General features: G+C 49.1%; 16 protein-coding genes and 2 tRNA genes. 12 read left to right on the top strand and 6 right to left on the bottom strand.

The features are described 5' to 3' along the window. Positions 1–25: 25 nt before the first annotated feature. Together MET42_RS0104340 and MET42_RS0104335 are read right to left on the bottom strand one after the other, a co-directional pair. Positions 26–769, bottom strand: a complete 744-nt coding sequence (locus MET42_RS0104340; protein WP_024929594.1) for an ABC transporter permease — start codon at positions 767–769, stop codon at positions 26–28. A 35-nt stretch (positions 770–804) separates the two neighbouring features. Next, positions 805–1,755, bottom strand: coding sequence for an ATP-binding cassette domain-containing protein (locus tag MET42_RS0104335; protein WP_019881582.1), 951 nt, complete (start codon positions 1,753–1,755; stop codon positions 805–807). Between the two features lie 297 nt (positions 1,756–2,052). Between MET42_RS0104335 and MET42_RS0104330 the strand changes: the two genes are divergently transcribed. The 8 genes from MET42_RS0104330 to pth all read left to right on the top strand — a co-directional run bounded on the left by MET42_RS0104330 (position 2,053) and on the right by pth (position 9,374). Then, entirely contained in the window at positions 2,053–3,759 is a 1,707-nt protein-coding gene (locus MET42_RS0104330) for a tetratricopeptide repeat protein (RefSeq protein ID WP_232411314.1), read from the top strand. Then, positions 3,759–4,400 (top strand): lipoprotein insertase outer membrane protein LolB, encoded by a 642-nt coding sequence (lolB, locus tag MET42_RS0104325; RefSeq protein WP_019881580.1) that lies wholly within the window; start codon positions 3,759–3,761, stop codon positions 4,398–4,400. The genes MET42_RS0104330 and lolB overlap by 1 nt, the downstream gene beginning before the upstream one ends. Positions 4,401–4,473: 73 nt before the next feature. Further along, complete coding sequence (locus MET42_RS0104320; RefSeq protein WP_232411312.1) at positions 4,474–5,880, top strand: carbonic anhydrase; 1,407 nt, start codon at positions 4,474–4,476, stop codon at positions 5,878–5,880. Between the two features lie 40 nt (positions 5,881–5,920). After that, the gene (gene ispE, locus MET42_RS0104315) at positions 5,921–6,820 is read left to right on the top strand and encodes a 4-(cytidine 5'-diphospho)-2-C-methyl-D-erythritol kinase (RefSeq protein WP_019881578.1); all 900 of its coding nucleotides are present in this window, start codon (positions 5,921–5,923) and stop codon (positions 6,818–6,820) included. A 14-nt stretch (positions 6,821–6,834) separates the two neighbouring features. Beyond that, positions 6,835–6,911 (top strand) — tRNA-Gln (locus MET42_RS0104310). Positions 6,912–7,038: 127 nt separating this feature from the next. Beyond that, positions 7,039–7,974 (top strand): ribose-phosphate pyrophosphokinase, encoded by a 936-nt coding sequence (locus MET42_RS0104305; RefSeq protein ID WP_019881577.1) that lies wholly within the window; start codon positions 7,039–7,041, stop codon positions 7,972–7,974. Positions 7,975–8,085: 111 nt separating this feature from the next. Further along, positions 8,086–8,694 (top strand): 50S ribosomal protein L25/general stress protein Ctc, encoded by a 609-nt coding sequence (locus MET42_RS0104300; protein ID WP_019881576.1) that lies wholly within the window; start codon positions 8,086–8,088, stop codon positions 8,692–8,694. Positions 8,695–8,801: 107 nt separating this feature from the next. Further along, positions 8,802–9,374 (top strand): aminoacyl-tRNA hydrolase, encoded by a 573-nt coding sequence (gene pth, locus MET42_RS0104295; RefSeq protein ID WP_029512314.1) that lies wholly within the window; start codon positions 8,802–8,804, stop codon positions 9,372–9,374. 3 nt (positions 9,375–9,377) lie between these two features. Here pth and MET42_RS0104290 read toward each other — a convergent pair whose 3' ends face one another. After that, positions 9,378–12,146 (bottom strand): EAL domain-containing protein, encoded by a 2,769-nt coding sequence (locus MET42_RS0104290; protein WP_019881574.1) that lies wholly within the window; start codon positions 12,144–12,146, stop codon positions 9,378–9,380. Between the two features lie 217 nt (positions 12,147–12,363). Between MET42_RS0104290 and ychF the strand changes: the two genes are divergently transcribed. The 3 genes from ychF to MET42_RS0104275 all read left to right on the top strand — a co-directional run bounded on the left by ychF (position 12,364) and on the right by MET42_RS0104275 (position 14,977). Beyond that, on the top strand, positions 12,364–13,449 hold the full coding sequence (ychF, locus tag MET42_RS0104285; protein WP_019881573.1) for a redox-regulated ATPase YchF: 1,086 nt from the start codon (positions 12,364–12,366) through the stop codon (positions 13,447–13,449). A 98-nt stretch (positions 13,450–13,547) separates the two neighbouring features. Next, positions 13,548–13,624, top strand: a tRNA-Met gene (locus tag MET42_RS0104280). A 150-nt stretch (positions 13,625–13,774) separates the two neighbouring features. Beyond that, complete coding sequence (locus MET42_RS0104275) at positions 13,775–14,977, top strand: MFS transporter (protein WP_019881572.1); 1,203 nt, start codon at positions 13,775–13,777, stop codon at positions 14,975–14,977. Between the two features lie 86 nt (positions 14,978–15,063). Here the strand turns inward: MET42_RS0104275 and MET42_RS0104270 are convergent, their stop codons facing one another. From MET42_RS0104270 to MET42_RS0104260, 3 genes are all read right to left on the bottom strand, one after another. Further along, positions 15,064–17,508, bottom strand: a complete 2,445-nt coding sequence (locus MET42_RS0104270) for an ATP-binding protein (RefSeq protein WP_232411310.1) — start codon at positions 17,506–17,508, stop codon at positions 15,064–15,066. Between the two features lie 102 nt (positions 17,509–17,610). Continuing rightward, a complete protein-coding gene (locus tag MET42_RS0104265) occupies positions 17,611–18,162 on the bottom strand; it encodes a DUF2726 domain-containing protein (protein WP_019881570.1) in 552 nt (183 codons plus the stop codon). A 121-nt stretch (positions 18,163–18,283) separates the two neighbouring features. Then, positions 18,284–19,039 (bottom strand): SDR family NAD(P)-dependent oxidoreductase, encoded by a 756-nt coding sequence (locus MET42_RS0104260; protein WP_019881569.1) that lies wholly within the window; start codon positions 19,037–19,039, stop codon positions 18,284–18,286. A 116-nt stretch (positions 19,040–19,155) separates the two neighbouring features. Here MET42_RS0104260 and MET42_RS0104255 point away from each other — a divergent pair, with 116 nt between their 5' ends. Next, positions 19,156–20,055, top strand: a complete 900-nt coding sequence (locus MET42_RS0104255; protein ID WP_019881568.1) for a LysR family transcriptional regulator — start codon at positions 19,156–19,158, stop codon at positions 20,053–20,055. The last annotated feature ends 283 nt before the right edge of the window (positions 20,056–20,338 follow it).

Here is a 20,338-nt window from a genome sequence, read left to right as displayed (position 1 = left end):
ATTCAGCTTAAAAACAATGTCGCGACTAACCGCGTAAACGATCCGCATCCAGACGACGAATCGTCAGAGTAATAAAAGTGAGGATAAACAGGCCGAAGTAGGCCAGATCCGCCGTATCCATCAAGCCACCGGCAAACGACTGAAAATGGCGCATGAGCGAAAACTTGAGCATGGTACTGGTCGGGTCACCAGCAAAAAAACGATCCAGGATCATCAGCACAAACAAGGCAATAAAACTGAGGATACCGGCAATAATCGGCTGCGCGGTCAGGCTGGAGAAATACAGGCCCAGCGCGGCAAAACTGGAAACCAGCAGCAGCAAACCCAGCGAGTTGGCAAAAATATAGCCGAAATCAATGTCTGCCCAAATGTTCAGCGTAAACAGCATGGCGGCAATATAGACCACCAATATGCTCAAAAACACCACCAGGCCCAGAAACTTGCCAACCACGATCTCGCTGATAGACAACGGTGCGCTGAACAAAAACGGCATGGTCTGACTGCGACGCTCTTCTGAAATCAAGCGCATCGAGAGCAAGGGCACAGCAAACAGCATGATAAAAGATGCCAGGCCATACACGGTTTGGCCGACAAACTGCGTCACGCCAATACGCTCGGCCGGGCGGATGGAGCCGGACATGACTTCAAAGTAATTATTCACTCCATTGAGATAATAGGTGCCGAAGGAGAAGGTCAGCAGTGCCAGAATAATCCACCCCATTGGTGAGGCGAACATACTCTTGAGTTCTTTTCTTGCAATATTCAACATACTTAAATCTTTCCGTCTACACTCAATCTGCTGGCTTAAGCCGCTTTGGCCTCATCCGTACCTGCTGCCTCGTGGTAAGTCAGCTGTACAAACACGTCTTCCAGGCTGGTCTGGTCAGGGGCGATATGATACAAGCCCCAGCCGTTTTGCACGGCGGCCTGCACAATGGCTTCATGCGGTTGTGTGCCTTCATGAAAACGAATACGCCACAGCCCATCCGCCGGCTCCACTTCAGCCACACCGGCAATCGCGGCCAGTTGCACCGCTTCTGGGGCATTCCGTAAACCGACCAGCAATTTATTACCAATGCGCTGCTGTTTAAGCACCTCAATGCCGCCGTTAAACACCAGTTGGCCTTTATCGATAATTTGCACATGGTCGCACACCATCTCGACTTCCGGCAGAATATGGGTAGAGACAATCACGCTGTGCGCCTGGCCGATTTCTTTGATCAAGGCACGGATATCACGGATCTGGATCGGATCCAGGCCGACCGTCGGTTCATCCAGAATCACCACCATCGGGCTATGAATAATCGCCTGGGCAATCCCCACACGCTGCTGGTAACCGTTAGACAGGTTTTCAATCAGGCGTTTGCTCATATGGGTGAGGCCACAGCGCTCTTTGGCATGCTCAACCGCTTTTTTAATATGCTTGCCCGCCACATTATGCAAACGTGCAGCAATCGTCAGATACTCATCTACCGTAAATTCTTTATATAAAGGACGCATTTCCGGCAAGTAACCAATCAGGGCTTTGGCTTCTTTCGGATGCTCCATCATATCGATGCCACAGATTTTGACGCTACCGGCACTGGGCGCCAGATTACCGGTCAACATTTTCATGGTGGTCGACTTACCAGCACCGTTAGGCCCCAAAAAGCCTAATACCTGCCCCTGTTGCAGACTAAACGTTACGTCACTGACCGCTGCGCGGCCACCATACAAACGGGTCAATTCGATTGCTTCAACTGTCAAATTTGCCATGATTCTTTCACACACCTACCGACTAAAGACAACTGCATTGCGCCCACAGTACCACTGCTGACCAGCAAATCCCTAGACAAAGATTTCATCAAAAAGTTATAGTGCCAATACTACTGTTGTAGCATGCGGTTTTAGCCCGAGCCAAACCGTCAATTACAATTCAGTTACAAATCGCACATTATGGATGAACTTGCAGCAACTGTCACGGACTAAACAACAATTCAGCATCACACAACGACCGCTTAAATCGCCGCCATGACACTGTTCATCAACAGACCAACCAAACAGGAATTCAGTATGCCTCAAACCAGCCGTTTCACGCTTAAACCCACTGCAAAGCGCCGCACAGCCCTGGCGCTTTGCCTGGCATTGCTGACAACCCCGGCCTGGTCAGCCAGCAGTTCCCCTACGATCACCACACCCACAGCAGAATTTGTCTACAAATACCTGCTGGGCGAAGTCGCTGCCCAGCGTGGCGAATTTGTGTTGGCAGGCCAGCTGTTCCTCGACTTAGCCAAACAGACACGCGACCCATTGCTGGCTGAACGTGCGACCCAGGCCGCCACGATTGCGCGCACGCCGCAACTGGCCTTGCCTTCGGCCGAACTATGGTCAGAGCTGGCCCCAGACTCGATTCCTGCCGCACAAACGGCGAGCCAGTTATTCATTGCCAACGGCAACCTGAAAAAAGCCATTCCGCAAATCCAGAAAGTACTCGCCAACGACAATATCCGCCCGAATGCCTTCATGGAATTGAACAGCCTGATGATGCGCGTCACGGACAAAACCAGTGTGCTGGAAGCGATTCAGCAGCTGGCCAAGCCTTACCCAAAACTGCCTGAAGCCCATTTTGCGGTTTCACAAGCCGCTTATTTTGCCCATAACGAAAGCCTGATGGTGGCCGAACTCAAAGAAGCGTCCAAACTGCGCCCGGGCTGGGAGCCACCAGCACAAATCCGCGGCCAGATGCTGAGTGAGCAAGACCCGCAAAAAGGTATTGCGTTTTATCGTGATTTTTTAAGCACCTTCCCGGAAGCTGACCAGATCCGCCTGGCGCTGGCGCGTGCCTTACTGGTACAGAAAAACGCCACGGATGCCAAGGTCGAGTTCACCAAATTGCTGGAACGTCATAAAAACAACCCGGAAATGAATGTCATCGTTGGCCTGCTGGCGCTGGATGCCAAAGAGTACAGTTTTGCTGACCGTTACCTGGAGCACGGCCTTGAGGTTGGTTTTAAAGAGCCCAACAAAGTGTATTTCAACCTGGGCCGCTCGGCTGCCGAGCAAAAAGATGATGCACGCGCACTGCAGTGGTTTGACAAAATCGGCGAAGGCGAGCAGTTTCTGGCAGGTCGCCTGGCATCAGCCGGCATTATCGCGCGCCGGGACGGCATTGATGCAGCAATTACCATGCTGGACAATGTCGATGGTTTAACACCGGAACAGCAAGCATTAGTGGTACAAAATGAAGCTTTGATGCTTAACCAGGCCAAACGCACCGACGAAGCCTACACCCTGCTGGAAAAGGCGGTGCAAAGCTTCCCCGAGAGCCCGGAACTACTGTACGACTACGCCTTAAATGCGGAACGCAAAGGCAAATTTGACATCATGGAAGAGACTTTATCCAAGGTCATTAAAATGAAGCCAGACATGGCTGCCGCCTACAATGCGCTGGGCTATTCTTATGCGGATCGCAATATCAAGCTGATGGAAGCCAAGAGCCTGATTGAAACTGCCACCAAGCTGTCTCCAGAAGACCACTACATTATGGACAGCCTGGGCTGGGTGTATTACCGCCTCGGCGACCTGGGCCATGCCACTGAGGAGTTACGTCGCGCATACACCATTCAGCAAGACCCTGAAATTGCTGCCCACCTGGCTGAAGTATTATGGAAGCAAGGCCAACGCGACGAAGCGCAGAAAATCCTGGATCAGGCACTCTCTGCCAATCCTGACAACGAAGTGCTGGTCGCCACTGCGCAAAAACTGAAATCCGCCCTGTAATGCTGGTCACACTGCCCACGCTGGCGCGCTGGAAGTCGCACACAGGCCACCGAGTCATGGCTGGCCTGCTGGGCGTGGCGCTGGCCGGTTGCTCCACCTTGCCTGCGCCGCCGACCCAGACCACGGCAAGCACCGCTACCCAGCAACGCATACAGCGATTGCAAGCAAGGCAGCCGTTTGCGCTAGAGGCCAAGTTGGCGGTGCAATATGCAGGCAAAGGCTATACCGCCCGCCTGGAATGGCAGCATGATGCGCAAGAAGATACCATGCGCATTTTCAGCCCCTTGGGCCAGCAAGTCGCGCTGATTCACCGCACACCGCAAACGGTTACCCTGACCGACCAAAGTGGCAAACAACACACCGCGGCCGATGTCGCCAGCCTGACCGAGCGACTGCTCGGCTGGCGACTGCCACTCTCCGGTTTAAGCCAATGGATTTTAGGTGCGCCTCACCGCGACAGCCCGTTCCAGGCCAATTATCTTGAAAATGGCGCCCCGGCCAGCCTGACGCAAGATCAATGGCAAATCACCTATGATGATTACCAGCAAACAGCCCTCAATGGCGCACTGGAACAACTCCCTTACACCACGCGCCTGCAACAGCAGGATGTACGCCTGAAACTGGTGATTCAGCACTGGTAAGCAGTCACTCACACACGCATCACCCGACCTTGCGCTGATTAAAGATTCAGCGCAAGGCGTCGATAATGGCACTATGAGCTGTTATCTTCTCACCCCCACTTATTACCGACTTTGGCTGGCATTTAGCTTATGGCTAGTGCTGGGCCTGATGCCTGGCCACGGCCATGCATCACAGTGGTTATCGATCAAGAAAACCGATGACAACCAGCTCATGATAGACAAGCAATCTCTGCTGGAAGAAAAACCTTATATCAAAGCCTGGGTGAAGGTCGATTACCGCAATCCGCAGAAAAATGTGGAGTCGGTAGACCGTGTCTACAACCATGCCAAGGCCTTATGGTATTTTGATTGCGACAAACGCAAAGCCGCGACCATTCAGGTGTTTCAATACGATGACGAAGAGCTGGTCTATTCAGCAGGCACCACCTCAAAACAGGCAGATTTTATTGAGCCGCTGCCGGAGTCTGAAGTAGAAGTCGCACAGCAATATGTATGCAAATGGCAAGCTAAGGAAAAACAGCGTATAGAAGCCGCCGCCAGACGTGCCGCCAACCCGGTGGTGCCTGCCGTTGCCAATAGCAAAGACAAACCTGTCGCGCCTGATAGTGTTGCCGAGCCTGCCGCTGCGCCACCAGCCGCCAAACCGGAAGAAAAAGCCGCTGAAGCAAAACCGGCAGATGCCAAGCCTGCGGCCAAACCTGCCGAAGACAAAACGGCAGCCACCAAACAAGCAGCCGCCGGCAAAACAGACAAAGGCGCTGATAGTAATAAAGACAAGGAAAAAACCGCTAAAGCCGACAAGGCCAATGATAAGTCCTGGGCCTATAGCGGTCCACGCGGGCCTGACAAATGGGGCAGCCTAAACCCGGACTATGCGGTGTGCAATGCCGGTAGCCAGCAATCGCCGATTAACGTCGATAATACGATCACAGCCGCCCTTAAGCCGATTAAGCGCTTGCAGAAGTTTCCACTCAAAAATATTGTTCTCAAGGACCACAGCCTAATCCTGGATGCGGGCACCGGCAATATGATGGTGCTGGACCAAAAGCCATACCAGCTGAAATATATCAGTGTGCATGTGCCGAGCGAACACCAGATCAAACAGAAATCATATGCCGCAGAACTGCAGATGGTGCATGAAGATAAAGCCGGACACCGCGTGATTATCGCGGTCATGCTGGAAGAAGGCAGTACACACACCGGGCTGGAAAAATTGTTAGGCAGCTTGCCTAAAGAAAAAGAACAAAGCAAACCGTTGGCAATACGCGTCACACCTGCCGACCTGATGCCGACCAAGCCTGCGTATTATCGCTACAGTGGCTCGCTGACAGCGCCACCATGTACCGAAGGCGTGCAGTGGGTGATCATGAAAGAAGCCATCAAAGTGTCCAAATTCCAGCTAGGCAGCTTGCAGCAAGCCATCGGCGAGCCCAACCAGCGCCCGGTGCAGGATGGTCAAGGCCGTATGATCCTGGAATAAGCACGCCAGAACGCTGCAGGCATGCTTTACAATAACGGGTATGGAACTGCTGACCTACCCCGCTCCCTGTAAAATCAATCTGTTTCTGCATATTACCGGCCGCCGTGCTGACGGCTACCATGCGCTGCAAAGCGTCTTTTTGCTGCTGGATCACGGTGATGAGCTGCGCATACGCGTACGCCAGGATGGGCAAATTGTGCACATGAACCCGCTACCCGGCGTGCCGCCAGAAAAAGATTTAACCATACGCGCCGCGCGTGCCTTGCAGCAAGCCAGCCAATGCACACTGGGCGCAGACATTGAATGTATCAAGCGCACGCCCATGGGCGGCGGCCTCGGCGGCGGCAGTTCGGATGCTGCCACGGTACTCATGGCACTGAATCAGCAATGGCAACTCGGCTATTCAAGGCAACAGCTGATGGCGATTGGGCTCACATTAGGGGCCGATGTGCCCGTATTTATCTTTGGCCAAACGGCCTGGGCAGAAGGCGTGGGGGAACAATTGTCAGCCGTTGCCCTGCCAGCTGGCATGCTGGAAAAATACTACGTGGTGATCACACCACAGGTAGAGGTGCCAACCGCAAAAATATTTGCGCATCAAGCATTGACAAGAGACTCGAAACCATTGAGAATGGCGGACTTTTCAAACGGCGCTAATTCCAGCGCGTTCTGGCAGCAAGCCAAAAACGATATGGAAGCGGTTGTTTGTGCGTTATATCCCGACGTTGCAAATACGTTGCTCTGGTTAAAACAATACGGCGATGCCCGTATGAGTGGCTCAGGCGCTTCGATATTCGTCGCGGTGGATAGTGAAAAAAAAGCGCATGAATTGATTGAAAATAGACCAAAAAACACTTCCGGTTTTTGGTCAAAAGGGTTAAAATACCATCCGCTTTTTGCCTCGGTCGCCGATGATGACCAGGTAACAAAAAGCGTGTGATTAAGACAAGTTATTGGGGAGTCGCCAAGCTGGTTAAGGCACCGGATTTTGATTCCGGCATGCGAAGGTTCGAATCCTTCCTCCTCAGCCAAACATAAGCGTGTAGATTTAACGATTTACACGCTTAAATTTTTTGTAGATTCCGGACCTATGGCTGGAATCAGGTTTCAAGACATCGTCATCGCTTAAAAAAGGGTACAACGTTGAGTAACGCCAACATGATGGTATTTACCGGCAATGCCAATCCGGTACTGGCACAAGAAGTTGCCACGCATTTGGGTATTGAATTAGGGCGTGCCGATGTTGGCCGATTTTCAGACGGTGAAATCATGTTGGAGCTGCTGGAGAATGTCCGCGGCCGTGACGTGTTTGTATTGCAGTCTACCAGCTACCCGACCAATGACAGCCTGATGGAAGTCATGGTCATGGTCGATGCGCTGCGCCGCTCTTCTGCTGGCCGCATTACCGCAGCCATCCCTTACCTGGGTTATTCACGCCAGGACAGACGTCCGCGCTCAGCCCGTGTAGCGATCACAGCGAAAGTGGTCGCCAATATGCTGACCAGCGTCGGTGTGAACCGCTTGTTGACCATGGACTTGCACTCAGATCAGATCCAGGGCTTCTTTGATATCCCGGTCGACAATATTTATGCGACCCCGATTTTGCTGGAAGACCTGGCCAAACAAGGTCACGAAAACCTGGTAGTCGTTTCACCAGACGTTGGTGGCGTGGTGCGTGCGCGTGCAGCTGCCAAACAATTGAATGCCGACCTGGCGATTATCGACAAACGCCGCCCGAAAGCGAATGTTGCCAAGGTCATGAATATTATCGGTGAAGTTGAAGGCCGTACCTGTGTCATCATGGATGACATGGTGGATACCGCCAACACTTTGTGTGAAGCCGCTGCCGCCTTGAAAGACCGTGGCGCTACCAAAGTGGTTGCTTATGCCACCCACCCGGTATTGTCCGGTGGTGCCGGTGAGCGCATTACGGCTTCCGCACTGGATGAGTTAGTGGTCACCAACACCATTGCATTAAATGCTGGCGCACAGGCTTGCAGCAAAATCCGCCAGCTGAGCGCGGCCACTTTGCTGGCAGAAACCATCAAGCGCATCAGCCAGGAAGAGTCAGTGTCCTCTTTATTTATGGATTAACCATCCATAAATCAAATAGAAGGTATGGATTAAGTTTTACACCACCTGCTGGTCGCGGCAGGTGGATTTTAGTGCAGTACCGCCATTCGTGGCGTTTTTAGGAGCCTCAAAATGAGTATCGAAATTAAAGCAGTCAAACGTGACGTTCAAGGTACGGGTGCGAGCCGCCGCCTGCGTCGCGCTGGCAGCGTGCCTGGTGTTGTTTACGGTGGCGATCAAGCCGCTGTATCTATTGAGTTGAACCACAAAGAACTGTTCATGGAATTCCGCCATGAAGCTTTTCACGCGTCTATCCTGAGCCTGGTGCTGGATGGCAAAGCTGAAAGCGTTTTACTGCGTGACTACCAACTGCACCCAGTACGCAACACGATTCAGCACATCGATTTCCAGCGCGTATCCGCGACTGAGAAAATCCACGTGAAAGTGCCTTTCCACTTCATCAATGAAGATGTGGCACCTGGCGTGAAAACCGGTGGTGGCAACATCTCCCACATCCAGACTGAAGCTGACGTAAGCTGCCTGGCGAAAGATTTGCCAGAGTTTATCGAAGTAGATCTGGCCAAACTGGAAGCTGGTCACTCTATCCACTTGTCCGAAATCAAACTGCCAAAAGGCATTGAGTTCGTTCAACTGGCACACGGTGATGACGCTGCAGTGGTTTCAATTGCTAAACCACGTGGTGGTAGCGAAGAAGCTGCTGAAGAAACACCAGCAGCCTAAGCAGGCCCGGCGGTTATCCGCTACAATAAACGCGCACAATCCTGTGCGCGTTTTTTTTGGTGTGCGTTTTTGTGCACCAATCTAAGCTAGATCGTAAATACACAAATATGAGTGGAATAAAACTAATCGTTGGCCTGGGCAATCCGGGTGAAAAATACACCATGACCCGTCACAATGCCGGGTTCTGGCTGGTGGATTTACTGGCAGAACAATCCGGTAGCCGCCTGGCGGCTGAGGCCAAACTGTTTGGCATCGCTGGCAAATGGCAACCTCACAGCGATAAATGGCTACTCAAACCCAGCACCTTTATGAATGCCAGCGGCAAGTCGGTAGCCGCCATTGCCAATTACTACAAAATCCAGCCCGCAGAAGTACTGGTGGTGCATGACGAACTGGACCTGCCGCCAGGACAAGCCAAACTGAAATTTGGCGGTGGCCACGGCGGCCATAACGGCCTGCGCGACATTCACGCGGCGCTGGCCACACCGGATTACTGGCGTTTGCGCATCGGCATCGGCCATCCTGGCAATAAGGCTGAAGTGGTGAATTTTGTCTTGAAAGCGGCGGGCAAAGACGAACAGCAAGCCATTGATGACAGCATCATCAAAGCCACCACCGTCAGTGACCTGCTGGCACAAGGCCAATTTGAAAAAGCCATGCTGCAACTGCACAGCAAATAACCATTAACGTGAAATAATCGCCGGATGCTGGTGCCACTCATGGTGCCAGCTCACAAAAGCCTCGGGGCGTAGCGGTGGCGAGAAGTAATAGCCCTGGCCGAAATCGCAGCCCATCTCCTGCAAGATGCGTAATTGGCGCTGGTTCTCAATGCCTTCTGCAATCACCTGCATGCCCAGGCTATGCGCCATCACAATAATCGCGCGGCACAGCGCTTCGTCTTCGCCTGAGGTGCCCAGTTCGCGCACAAATGAACGGTCAATCTTTACGTAATCGATCGGGAATTTTTTCAGGTAAGACAAGGCTGAATAACCGGTACCAAAATCGTCCAGCGCCACTTGCACGCCCGCCCGCTGATATTGCGCTAAGCGCTCACTGACATGCGAACTGGCATCCAGCAACAAGCGCTCGGTGATTTCAACCACCACCATATTGCCTTCATGATGGTTTTTCGCCATTTCAAATAGCCAGTCTTCATTTTTTCTATGCTCGGTGGCAAACTGCACCGGCGATTTATTCACCGCCACCTGGAACATAGGATGCAGCGACTGGCGCCATTGGCGGCACTGCGCAATCGCTGTTTTAAACACCCACTCACCAATGGGCACAATCAGCAAATTGTCCTCGGCAATGCAGACAAACTCCATCGGCGGAATCAGGCCTTTGACCGGGTGCTGCCAGCGCAATAAGGCTTCGGCTTTCACCACCATATTGGTTTGCAAATCCACTACCGGCTGATATTCGAGGAAAAACTCGTCATTGCTGATCGCCTGGCGCAAATCCTGCGACAAACGCATACGGTGCTCGGCACTTTGCTGCATGCGTGGCGTGAAATAGGTAAAGCAGTTGCCGCTTTTTTGCTTGGACGCATACATCGCCTGGTCCACGCGCTTCATCAGGTCTTCTTTATTGCCCGCATCATCAGGAAAGATCGCAATGCCAAGACTGGCAGAGACATACGCATGCGTATCATCCAGTTGAAAAGGCTGCGACAAGGCTTCCAGTATGCGTTGCGCCAATGCTTCCACATGGCTGGCATGGGCATCACTCAGCATCAGCACAAACTCATCGCCCCCCAGCCGCGCAACCAGGTCTTTATTGCCCACGCAACCTGTCAGACGCTTACCTGCCTGCAACAGTAACTTGTCACCCTGGTCATGGCCCTGGCTATCATTCACCTCTTTAAACCGGTCCAGGTCTAAAAAGATAATCGCCAGTTTCTGGTTATTATTTTTAATGCCATGCAGCGCCTGATCCAGCCGGTCAAAAAACAGGCGGCGGTTAGGCAAGCCGGTCAGCGTATCGACGTTGGCATATTGCCAGACCACTTCTTCTGACTGCTTGATCTTCGAAATATCCGCCAGCGTGCCCAATATGCGTGTCGGCTTGCCCTGCTCGTCCTGCATCAGCACCATGCCGCGGTCAAACACCCACTTCCAGCTGCCATCCTTGCATAACATGCGATACTCAATCGCATATTGCTCACGCTCACCATCCAGCACCTGCTGATGCAAATCCATCGCCACCGGCGCATCATCCGGGTGTATGCGCTGGTTCCAGGTGGCCGGTTTATGGTCCAGTTCATTGGCGGCAAAGCCCAGAATTTTCTTCCAATGATCAGAAAACACCACTTTGGATTCGAGCACATTCCAATCCCACACGCCATCCCCGGTGCTCTCCATGGCAAACTTCCAGCGCTGCTCGCTGCTATTGAGTGCCAGGCTGTATTTTTCCAAGGCGTTACGCGTGCGATTACGCACCACGGCGAATTGCACCAGCCCAGCCAATAACAGGCTGATCACCACGCCTAATACACCCATATCGTTAGCATCACGGTAATCAGTGGCCGCTTCAAAGGCAGGCGTAGAACGTGCCTGCAAACGCCAGACCTGGCCACTCACATTCAAAGTATAGGCGACCGTAAACTCGGCCTCGCTGTCATGCACGTGCGCATCCTCAGAGCCACTGTGATACAAAGGCACTTGCCCTTCTTCACGCCCCTGGTCAAACACATCAAAATGCACCAGCCGCTGCTCCATCGGGTGCAAGGCCTCCGCCAACAGGGCTGCCACGTCAAAACGTAAAAACACCCAGCCATTTAACCAATGGCGGCGATCGCCTGTTTGCAGGCCCTCATGCTGACGGTACACCGGCGCATGGAAAATATAGTTTTTATAAGGCTGCACGCTGATATTGGCAGCGTAATGCCCAGACAACACCAAACGGTCACCGTCGCCCGCTTCCAGCAAATCCGCGCGTAATTGCGCATCCAGAAAAGTGTTTTTCAGCAGGGTGTCACGGTTGGCATCGTTACGCGGCTCCACATACAACACAGGCGCAATCTCGTCATCGCCTTTGATGAAATCCAATTGCCTGAGTAATTGTGGCAAAGGCATATCCAGGTCTTTAAACGTTTCCGGATGATGCAGGTGGATATATTTGATAAAGCCCAGCGCATTCAGGCTGTTGTATTCGGTACTTTTGAGATAGTCATCGACATAGAGTCTAAACTCTTCGGCTGAGACAAATTGCGAAGATATATACAGCTGCTCCACACCCTTGAGGATTTGCCGGTAAGCATTGAGCCGTTGCTGAATCGCCTCAGACGCAGACACTGTAGACTGCTTGAACTTGACCGCCTGTAAGGCCTCGGCATGATGGCGCTCACTCATCCACAGCAAAAAGGTGGTCTGCAATGCGCATAACAGGACTGCTGCTGCAATCCATCGTGACGATAAAACTTGTTGTAATGATGCCATATTGAAACGAAACATTTCACATCCTTTGTCAGGAAGGCGCATGACGCATATGATTATGCCCCCGCAGTCATGCATTTGTTTATTTATAATAAAACTTAAATCTTGTATGCAACTTGCGTCAAATCAAGATTGATTCTGGCTCTATCTCCATACTAACGGTAAAATATTGGTTTTATTCAATCTTTGCCGCAAATTAATGGTGCGGCAATATTCACGCTAAGGTTCATCCACTATGAAATGCGGTATTGTCGGCCTGCCTAATGTAGGCAAATCCACCTTGTTTAACGCCATCACCAAAGCAGGCATCGCGGCAGAAAACTATCCTTTCTGTACCATCGAGCCTAACGTCGGCATCGTCGAGGTGCCAGACCAGCGCCTGCAACCGCTGATCGACATCGTTAAACCGCAAAAGGTACAACCTGCGATTGTCGAGTTTGTCGACATTGCCGGCCTGGTGGCGGGTGCCTCCAAAGGTGAAGGCCTGGGCAACAAGTTCCTGGCCAATATCCGCGAAACTGATGCCATTGCCCACGTCGTGCGCTGTTTTGAAGACGGCAACGTCATTCACGTATCAGGCAAGGTAGACCCATTGGCCGACATCGAAGTGATTAACACCGAGCTGGCACTGGCCGACATGGAAACCGTAGAAAAAACCATGCAGCGCGAAGGCAAAAAAGCCAAAAGTGGCGACAAAGACGCGATCGCCCTGATCAAAGTGCTCGAAAAAGTCGTGCCTTGCCTCAACGACGCCAAAGCCGTGCGCACACTGGGCCTGGATGCCGATGAACTCAACTTGCTCAAACCATTGTGCCTGATCACCGTGAAACCAGTGATGTATATCACCAACGTGATTGAAGGCGGTTTTGAGAACAACCCGCACCTGGACAAAGTGCTGGCATTAGCCAAAACCGAAAACGCACCTGTGGTTACCATCTGCGCCAAAATCGAAGGTGAAATCTCCGAGCTGGACGAAGAAGACAAACTGCTGTTCCTGGAAGAACTAGGCCAGGAAGAACCAGGCCTTAACCGCGTGATCCGCGCTGCATATGACTTGCTAGGCCTGCAAACCTACTTCACCGCCGGTGTACAAGAAGTGCGCGCCTGGACGGTTAAAAAAGGCGCGACTGCCCCGCAAGCCGCCGGTGTCATCCACACCGACTTTGAACGCGGCTTTATCCGTGCCGAAGTGATTGCTTACAACGACTACGTGCAATTTAAAGGCGAAAAAGGCTCACAAGAAGCTGGTAAAATGCGCCTGGAAGGTAAAGAGTACATCGTGCAAGACGGCGATGTGATGCATTTCCGTTTTAACGTTTAAAGCAAGCCCGCGCCAACATGCACTAAACAAGAAAATTGGCGTGGATTTACTTTGACAATCAAGCGCAAAATCAATAGAATTGCGCCTTCAGTTTTAATGGTGATGTAGCTCAGCTGGTTAGAGCACAGGATTCATAATCCTGGGGTCGAGGGTTCAAGTCCCTCTTTCACCACCAAAATACTAAATAAGCCATTGATTTAATAGATCAATGGCTTATTTTTTTGCCTGAGTTCCACGAGGTAGTACACAATGGTGGTGCCTGACGCCTGCCCACTTCCGTCATAAAGTCGGCAATTGCATTTCAACTCACTCTTTAAGTAAGTCCATGTCGAATCACTCAGCTCCACAGATCCAACTCTCTAAAGCCAGGCAAAACCTGATTATTTTTGCGCTCTCCATCGGGGCATTTGCAATTGGTGTGAGTGAATTCTCAAGCATGGGCTTGCTGCTGGAAATCAGCCGTGGATTAGGCGTGTCGGAATCCCAGGTTGGCATTTCTATCAGCATTTATGCTTTAGGCGTGGTGGTGGGCGCACCTTTGCTGGCGATTTTTGGCGCTGGCCTTAAAAGAAAAAACTTGCTGCTTACGCTCGCATTTATGTATGCCATCGCCAACATTGCCAGCGCGCTTGCCCCCACTTACGGCACGATGCTAGTCGCAAGATTTATTTCAGGCCTGCCGCATGGTGCCTATTTCGGCATCGCTTCGTTAGTGGCAGCGTCTATCAGCCCGCCTTCGCAAAAAGGCATGGCCGTCACCAAGGTCATGCTTGGCCTGGCCGTTGCGATACTGGTGGGCAACCCGCTTGCGGTTTGGCTAGGGCAACAATTTACATGGCGATTAGCCTTTGCCTTAGTCGGCGTACTCGCATTCATTACATTATTGATGGTAAACAAGTCGTTACCTTTAGACGAGAACGAGAAAAAATCCAGCCCGATGGAAGAGCTGGCAGCATTTAATCGATTACAAATTTGGCTAGTGCTCCTGATTGGCGTATTTGGTTTCACCGGCATGTTTACCGTGTTTAGCTACATGGCACCGGTGTTAGTCAATGTCACCAAGGTTTCTGAGTCCTATATGCCTTGGCTAGTTGTCGCCTTCGGCATAGGCTCCATCATCGGAATGTTGTCAGGTGGAAAAATTGCAGATGCCATGAAATTCAAAGGCGCATGCCTGCTGATTGTGTGGTCGATATTTGTGTTGGCGATGATTCCATTCATTTCCGGCTCACTGCCAGGCATTGTGATTGCGGCAGTCGCAGTAGGCACCATGATGGCATTGCCAGTCACGCTGCAAACCCATTTGATGGAAATTGCCGGGGATGCACAGGTATTATCTGCCGCCGCCATTCAAGCCGCTTTAAATACCGCGAATGCTTTAGGCCCTTGGCTGGGCGGAATGGCGATTGACCATGGATTAGGTTACAACGTATTTGGTACGATTGGCGCCGCTACTTCAGTGATTGGATTAGTGATTTGGATGATCTCGTTCAAATTGGCTCAGGCAAACCTACATCAAAATAAGTAGCTAACTATTAAAAAATTTCCGCCAAGTATTGCCGCATGTTATTTGAATGTTTACCAACTTACACATAATATAAAAGGTAAAGGTTACTATGTTTCATAAACGAGGTCATCCAATACATGAGTGATGATTTCGTTGTCGGATGCGGTTAGTAGTATTCCCTTTAGTTTTTCCCAATACTCCGGTTCAACAGCTTTCATGATTGCAAAAAAAACCTCATGTGCAAAGGCAGCTTCAAATTTAGTCCACTTGTCACCTTTTAGAATTTGTGTCCTTGAAGAGTTAAGTTCTAAGTCTCTGGTTCCACATATATCAATTACAAGAAGGATTGGCACCGGCCAGATTAGATTAGCTTGATTTTTTTGTGTTGCCCAGTAATCAGTAAAAAGACTGGAAGGAACTTCAATTCCGTGAAATGAGATGCGAGATTTGGAGTGCGCAAGCCGACTAGAGCTGTTTGATGATTCAATCCTACCGTCTTCATCAATGGTAATAGAAGTTGTACTTAAACTAATCTCCTTCCCTTCCAATTCAATTGATTTCTCAAGGTTATAATTTTCACCATCAATCTCCACAGACTTTGTAGTCATAGAAATCTGATCAATGGGCAGTCCATGGCTTTCCAGAATCGCTACTACGGCAGAACCAATAAACCCCAATTCGGGTTTATTAAACTCAATTACAAACTCTCGGATATTTTCGTGTGAATTCCATGAGTAATTCTTAAGAGAGGTTGCTTTCAATTCTTTGAAGCTATCTTGATCTCGGAATTTCTTATGAGACTTACTTTCAATAGAAATCCTAAATGGTGGGTTCGGGACAACATTTTCAACTGACTCTATGAATTCGTTTTCATCCATTTTTTCCCAGGGATTTTGCTGTTTTCTCAAATAAAGCTTCGTTGTAGTTCCTGGCGTTTTTCTATCACCCGGTTTGATCCAAAAAATGCTTTCCTGCCCCTCGATTGTAAGATTTAAAGCTTCACTTGAGTCGTGAGGACCATATAGCTTTCTTGTATCTACCACAATAGTGTCAGCGACCATAAAACACGACAAAATACCTATTCCGAATCTAGAGGTAGGTGTAAATTTGGCGTTAGATTTGGATTTTAAATCATAGAAATCGGAAGACTTATAATAGGATGATCCGACTTTAGAGTAGTAGTTATCAATCACATGCTGATCCATACCAATTCCATTATCAATAATTTCAAGGATGTCTTCATCATCAAGTGTGTGATATTTGATATGAATTTCTGGAGTGTAATTATTTCCCCAGCTATGTTCCATAGCTTCACGCAATAAGCATGCATCAATTGAGTTTTGTAATAATTCGCGTAGAGCTACTTCGGGGTCGCCATATAGTTTTGTACCCATAAGTAAATCAATAACCTGATTTTTGCTTAGGTTAAATTGAGTTTCCCTATATAGAAACTCAGGTTTCCCATCGATCATTTTTTTTGTTTCGATCTTGGAACGATCTACTTTGAAAGGAATTTTAATAGACAAATTCCGACCTAAGCTTTTGTTAAATTCATTTAATGACGAGAGAATATTATTACAAGCGCTAAGCTCGTTATCGATAATGTCACAGAAAGCATTTATGGATGATTGGATTGCAGGATGTGTACATTTTGCATGAAACTGTATAAGGGTTGAACTTATAGTCCAAGCTTCAACAGCTCTGTGTTTATTCCACTCCTGGATAGATACAGGGTGCCGCACAAAAAGATGAGAAAATAAAACGCTTGGGGTTCGTTTCGCATCGAAATCCAACAAATCAGCCAACCGTAAAATAGCAGCCACCACTGGCAAACATGCGTATGTTTCAGGCCCACAAAGGTAGTTCTTATCCAACTCAAGGATTTTTAAGGCATCTTCATTGTGACTAAAGCATACATTTGCGAATTCAACTGTAAGGTCTGTATCCCTGTACAGTATCTTATCAACCCAATCTTTTTGGATTATTTTTCGCGCCCTGTCTGCATGAGTGACTCTAATGTAATCGCTTATCAGATAATTTTTGGCTAAGTCCGAGGCGCTGGTGTTTCCTTGCTGCAGGTAGCTATTAATTCTGTCTATTTGATCAGGCCTTGAAACAGAAAATCTTAGAAATAGTTCGAATTCGTTCCTTTCATGATCAGAGGCAAATTTAGGCTCTTTATCAAAAAATTTTTTCCAAGCCTGAACATCTGCCTCATCCGGTGCCATACCTATATCGTGAAAAAAAGCACTTAAAATTAGAAGCATTAATTCAGGAACAGATAGCTCTTTAATTTGATCCGGTGAAAGAAGCCTTTCCATTAAAGTTAAAACACGAAACAAATGGTCCCCGTCATGAAGGGTGAATTCGCCCATGTGTTTTACAATTGTCTTTGTCCTTTGAAAAGCATAGTAGGTTGCTTCATCAATAAGCGTTAACACTTGATTTCCGGCTGGATCGTCAACGCATTTATTTTTTAATGTGATGAATATGTTGCTTTTCTCAAGTCGGCTTTGCGTTTCGGCATGCCAATCATCGTAAATTTTGTTCATCTTGTATTCCTTAACAATTCCATTTTGCACATAATCTAGCTGCATCAATCTTCTATACCAATATGAAGCATTGTTGAAAAGTATTACTCTAACTATTTTAGTTTAACTACGAACTTCAGTTGGCAATAGCGTGATGAATGTATCCACAATAGTAATTTCGTCAGGCATAGATTTTACGTGCCAACGAATCATCCGAATACCCGCTGAAGCAGTTGCCCTATCTTTTCTTTTGTCAGCCTCAATGCGGTCTTTGCTTTCGTGCGATTTATCATCTAATTCAATAACCGCTACAACTGAGCAATCTTTTCTGCAAATTACAAAGTCGTAGCTTAGGCGGTTAATGCGATTATTCCACTCATAAAAATTCACCCCTTTTTTAACACCAAGTACTTGTGAAACCTGAACTTGCGCCAAGACAATATGATCAGGTAAAGCATTAATTAAGCGATGAAAAAGGACTTGCTCAGGTTGTGATAACAATTGCTTTGCATAAAAAGGCCATTCAACATCTTTCCACCATGGTTGAGTGGGAGTTTTCTTTTTAAAAAGTAGTAGTACGAGAACAATTAAGGTGGCGACGAGAACAAACTGAGGGATGCCATTAATGAATGTAAGTAGCTTTAGCTTCCATACCACTAGTTCTTGTAAAAGCATTCGCTCAGCCTTTATAAAATCGGAGGTTAGAGTATGAAGTTCATGTTACCTTTTGGCAATTAAGCTACAAGCCTCTAAACGTCAAAAGCCCTGCATGCAGGGCTTTTATTTCGGCTAAAAACTAAATCTGAGCCTGACCACCATCGACAAAGAATTCAATACCGTTGATAAAGCTGGCATCTGGTGATGATAAAAACGCCACGGCCTTCGCTACTTCATCAGGGTCACCCACTCTGCCCATAGGCACTTGAGAACCTAAATAATCCAGCAGGCCTTGTTGTTGCACTGGGTCGTTACCCGCCAGCTCTACCAAACCTGGTGTTTTGATTGGGCCTGGGCTGACGACATTGACACGAATGCCGCGATCTTTGAGGTCTAAAATCCAGCTGCGTGCGAGGTTGCGAATGGCTGCTTTGGATGCACTGTAAATACTAAACGCGGCGGTGCCTTTAACGCTGGTGGTTGAGCCAGTTAATACAATGGACGCGCCATCTTTAAGTAAGGGCAATGCTTTTTGTACCGTGAAAATCACGCCTTTGACATTTCTGCCAAAAATATCTTCATAGTGATCTTCGGTAATGGCGCCTAACGGCAACATATTACCGCCACCTGCGTTGGCATAGATCACATCAATCTGGGAGTGGTCTTGCTGCACGGCATCATAGAGACGGTCAATATCCGCCAGCTTAGACATATCAGCCTGAACGCCTTTCACCTTACCGCCTATGGTTTTGATGGCGGCCTCTAACTCGGCTTGTCTACGGCCAGTGATATAGACATTCGCACCCTGGTTTGCAAAGTGTTTGGCAGTGGCAAGACCAATACCACTAGTACCACCGGTAACCACGACGACTTTGTTTTCAAATGTTGCTGACATGATGTTTCTCCTTAAGTAATTAAATAACGTTTACTGCATGGATGAAATATTGCCAGTGAGCCAATAAATGCACTAGACTGCCTTTGTGAGTTTAATTGTTCCAAAAATGAGCCAATATGCGTGATATTAATGATTACATCCTGTTTGCGGAGGTGGTGAGTGGCGGTAGTTTTGCGGCTGCCAGCAGACGCGTGCGCATTCCTAAATCCACTATCAGCAGAAGAATTGGCCTGTTAGAAGAAAGGCTGGGCGTTCGCTTGATCGAAAGATCGACCAGGCGATTCCGTGTGACGGAAATCGGGCAATCGTTTTATGAGCGTTGCAAAGTCATTATGCTGGATGTGGAACAGGCGGACTCCATCGTTTCTGAGTCGCTCAGTGAGCCCAAAGGCTTAGTAAGATGCAGTTGCCCGCTAGGCTTATACGAAACGCTGGCGCCAATTTTCTCTTCATTTCTTTTGGCTTACCCGCAAGCCAGATTACAACTGGTCGCCGGGGACAATCCGGTGAACCTGATCGAGGATAGAATCGACGTCGCCATCAGGGTGCGCACCGTATTGGATACCGATGGCTCATTGGTGATGAGAACACTTGGGCATTCCGAGCGCATTTTGGTTGCTTCACCTGCGTTTGCGAGCAAGATGGATCAATCCAGCCTGGATAATTTATCCGCTTTGCCAACCATCGCGACCTCAGACCAGAACCATGCCATCGAATGGCAATTTCATCATGCGTCATTAGGCACAAAATCTATCTGGCATGAACCCATATTGAGTTGTGTGGATTTTTCAACCGTGCGGGAAGCTTCCATTGCAGGGATTGGGGTGGCGTTATTGCCTGACCATACGTGCAGCCAAGCGTTAAAAAGCGGAAGATTGGTCAGAGTGTTCCCGGAGTGGAAAACGACCTTGGGTATTCTGCACATTGTATTCACTACACGGCGCGGGTTGCCGCCAGTGGTACGTGCATTTATTGACCACCTGGCTACACAGGTTAAGCACACTAGCAACGCGTAGTTTCTGTCGCCGAATACAACAATGGCTTCCAAAACATGGAAGCCATTGTTTATCTCTTACCAATTAAGCATATATTGCGCCCCTACTCAGCATCTTTCTTAGATCTGAAGCGACTGAACAAACCACAACGCACTTTCTCTTGTTCATCTGCTGTCATTGCTTCACTCCCGCAATGCCTATGGTGATGCCCATGGCGACCTCTGAATCCGCCAAAAAGAATTCTGCTTAGAATCAACAGACCAACTGCGTGGCAGTAATCAATTGCGTGAATGCCATCGGCCAA

Source organism: Methylophilus sp. 42, assembly GCF_000384155.1.
GTDB lineage: Bacteria > Pseudomonadota > Gammaproteobacteria > Burkholderiales > Methylophilaceae > Methylophilus.
Note: the sequence above shows the minus strand (reverse complement) of the source record. Positions and strands in the feature narration are given on the sequence as shown.

What these genes read in the sequence shown, in the direction of transcription:
- MET42_RS0104275 (WP_019881572.1), top strand. Translation starts at nt 13,775, where the DNA reads ATGTCGAATCACTCAGCTCCACAGATCCAACTCTCTAAAGCCAGGCAA.
- MET42_RS0104300 (WP_019881576.1), top strand. Translation starts at nt 8,086, where the DNA reads ATGAGTATCGAAATTAAAGCAGTCAAACGTGACGTTCAAGGTACGGGT.
- ychF (WP_019881573.1), top strand. Translation starts at nt 12,364, where the DNA reads ATGAAATGCGGTATTGTCGGCCTGCCTAATGTAGGCAAATCCACCTTG.
- MET42_RS0104305 (WP_019881577.1), top strand. Translation starts at nt 7,039, where the DNA reads ATGATGGTATTTACCGGCAATGCCAATCCGGTACTGGCACAAGAAGTT.
- MET42_RS0104330 (WP_232411314.1), top strand. Translation starts at nt 2,053, where the DNA reads ATGCCTCAAACCAGCCGTTTCACGCTTAAACCCACTGCAAAGCGCCGC.
- MET42_RS0104255 (WP_019881568.1), top strand. Translation starts at nt 19,156, where the DNA reads ATGCGTGATATTAATGATTACATCCTGTTTGCGGAGGTGGTGAGTGGC.
- MET42_RS0104260 (WP_019881569.1), bottom strand. Translation starts at nt 19,039, where the DNA reads ATGTCAGCAACATTTGAAAACAAAGTCGTCGTGGTTACCGGTGGTACT.
- MET42_RS0104340 (WP_024929594.1), bottom strand. Translation starts at nt 769, where the DNA reads ATGTTGAATATTGCAAGAAAAGAACTCAAGAGTATGTTCGCCTCACCA.
- MET42_RS0104290 (WP_019881574.1), bottom strand. Translation starts at nt 12,146, where the DNA reads ATGTTTCGTTTCAATATGGCATCATTACAACAAGTTTTATCGTCACGA.
- ispE (WP_019881578.1), top strand. Translation starts at nt 5,921, where the DNA reads ATGGAACTGCTGACCTACCCCGCTCCCTGTAAAATCAATCTGTTTCTG.
- MET42_RS0104320 (WP_232411312.1), top strand. Translation starts at nt 4,474, where the DNA reads ATGAGCTGTTATCTTCTCACCCCCACTTATTACCGACTTTGGCTGGCA.
- lolB (WP_019881580.1), top strand. Translation starts at nt 3,759, where the DNA reads ATGCTGGTCACACTGCCCACGCTGGCGCGCTGGAAGTCGCACACAGGC.
- pth (WP_029512314.1), top strand. Translation starts at nt 8,802, where the DNA reads ATGAGTGGAATAAAACTAATCGTTGGCCTGGGCAATCCGGGTGAAAAA.
- MET42_RS0104335 (WP_019881582.1), bottom strand. Translation starts at nt 1,755, where the DNA reads ATGGCAAATTTGACAGTTGAAGCAATCGAATTGACCCGTTTGTATGGT.
- MET42_RS0104270 (WP_232411310.1), bottom strand. Translation starts at nt 17,508, where the DNA reads ATGAACAAAATTTACGATGATTGGCATGCCGAAACGCAAAGCCGACTT.
- MET42_RS0104265 (WP_019881570.1), bottom strand. Translation starts at nt 18,162, where the DNA reads ATGCTTTTACAAGAACTAGTGGTATGGAAGCTAAAGCTACTTACATTC.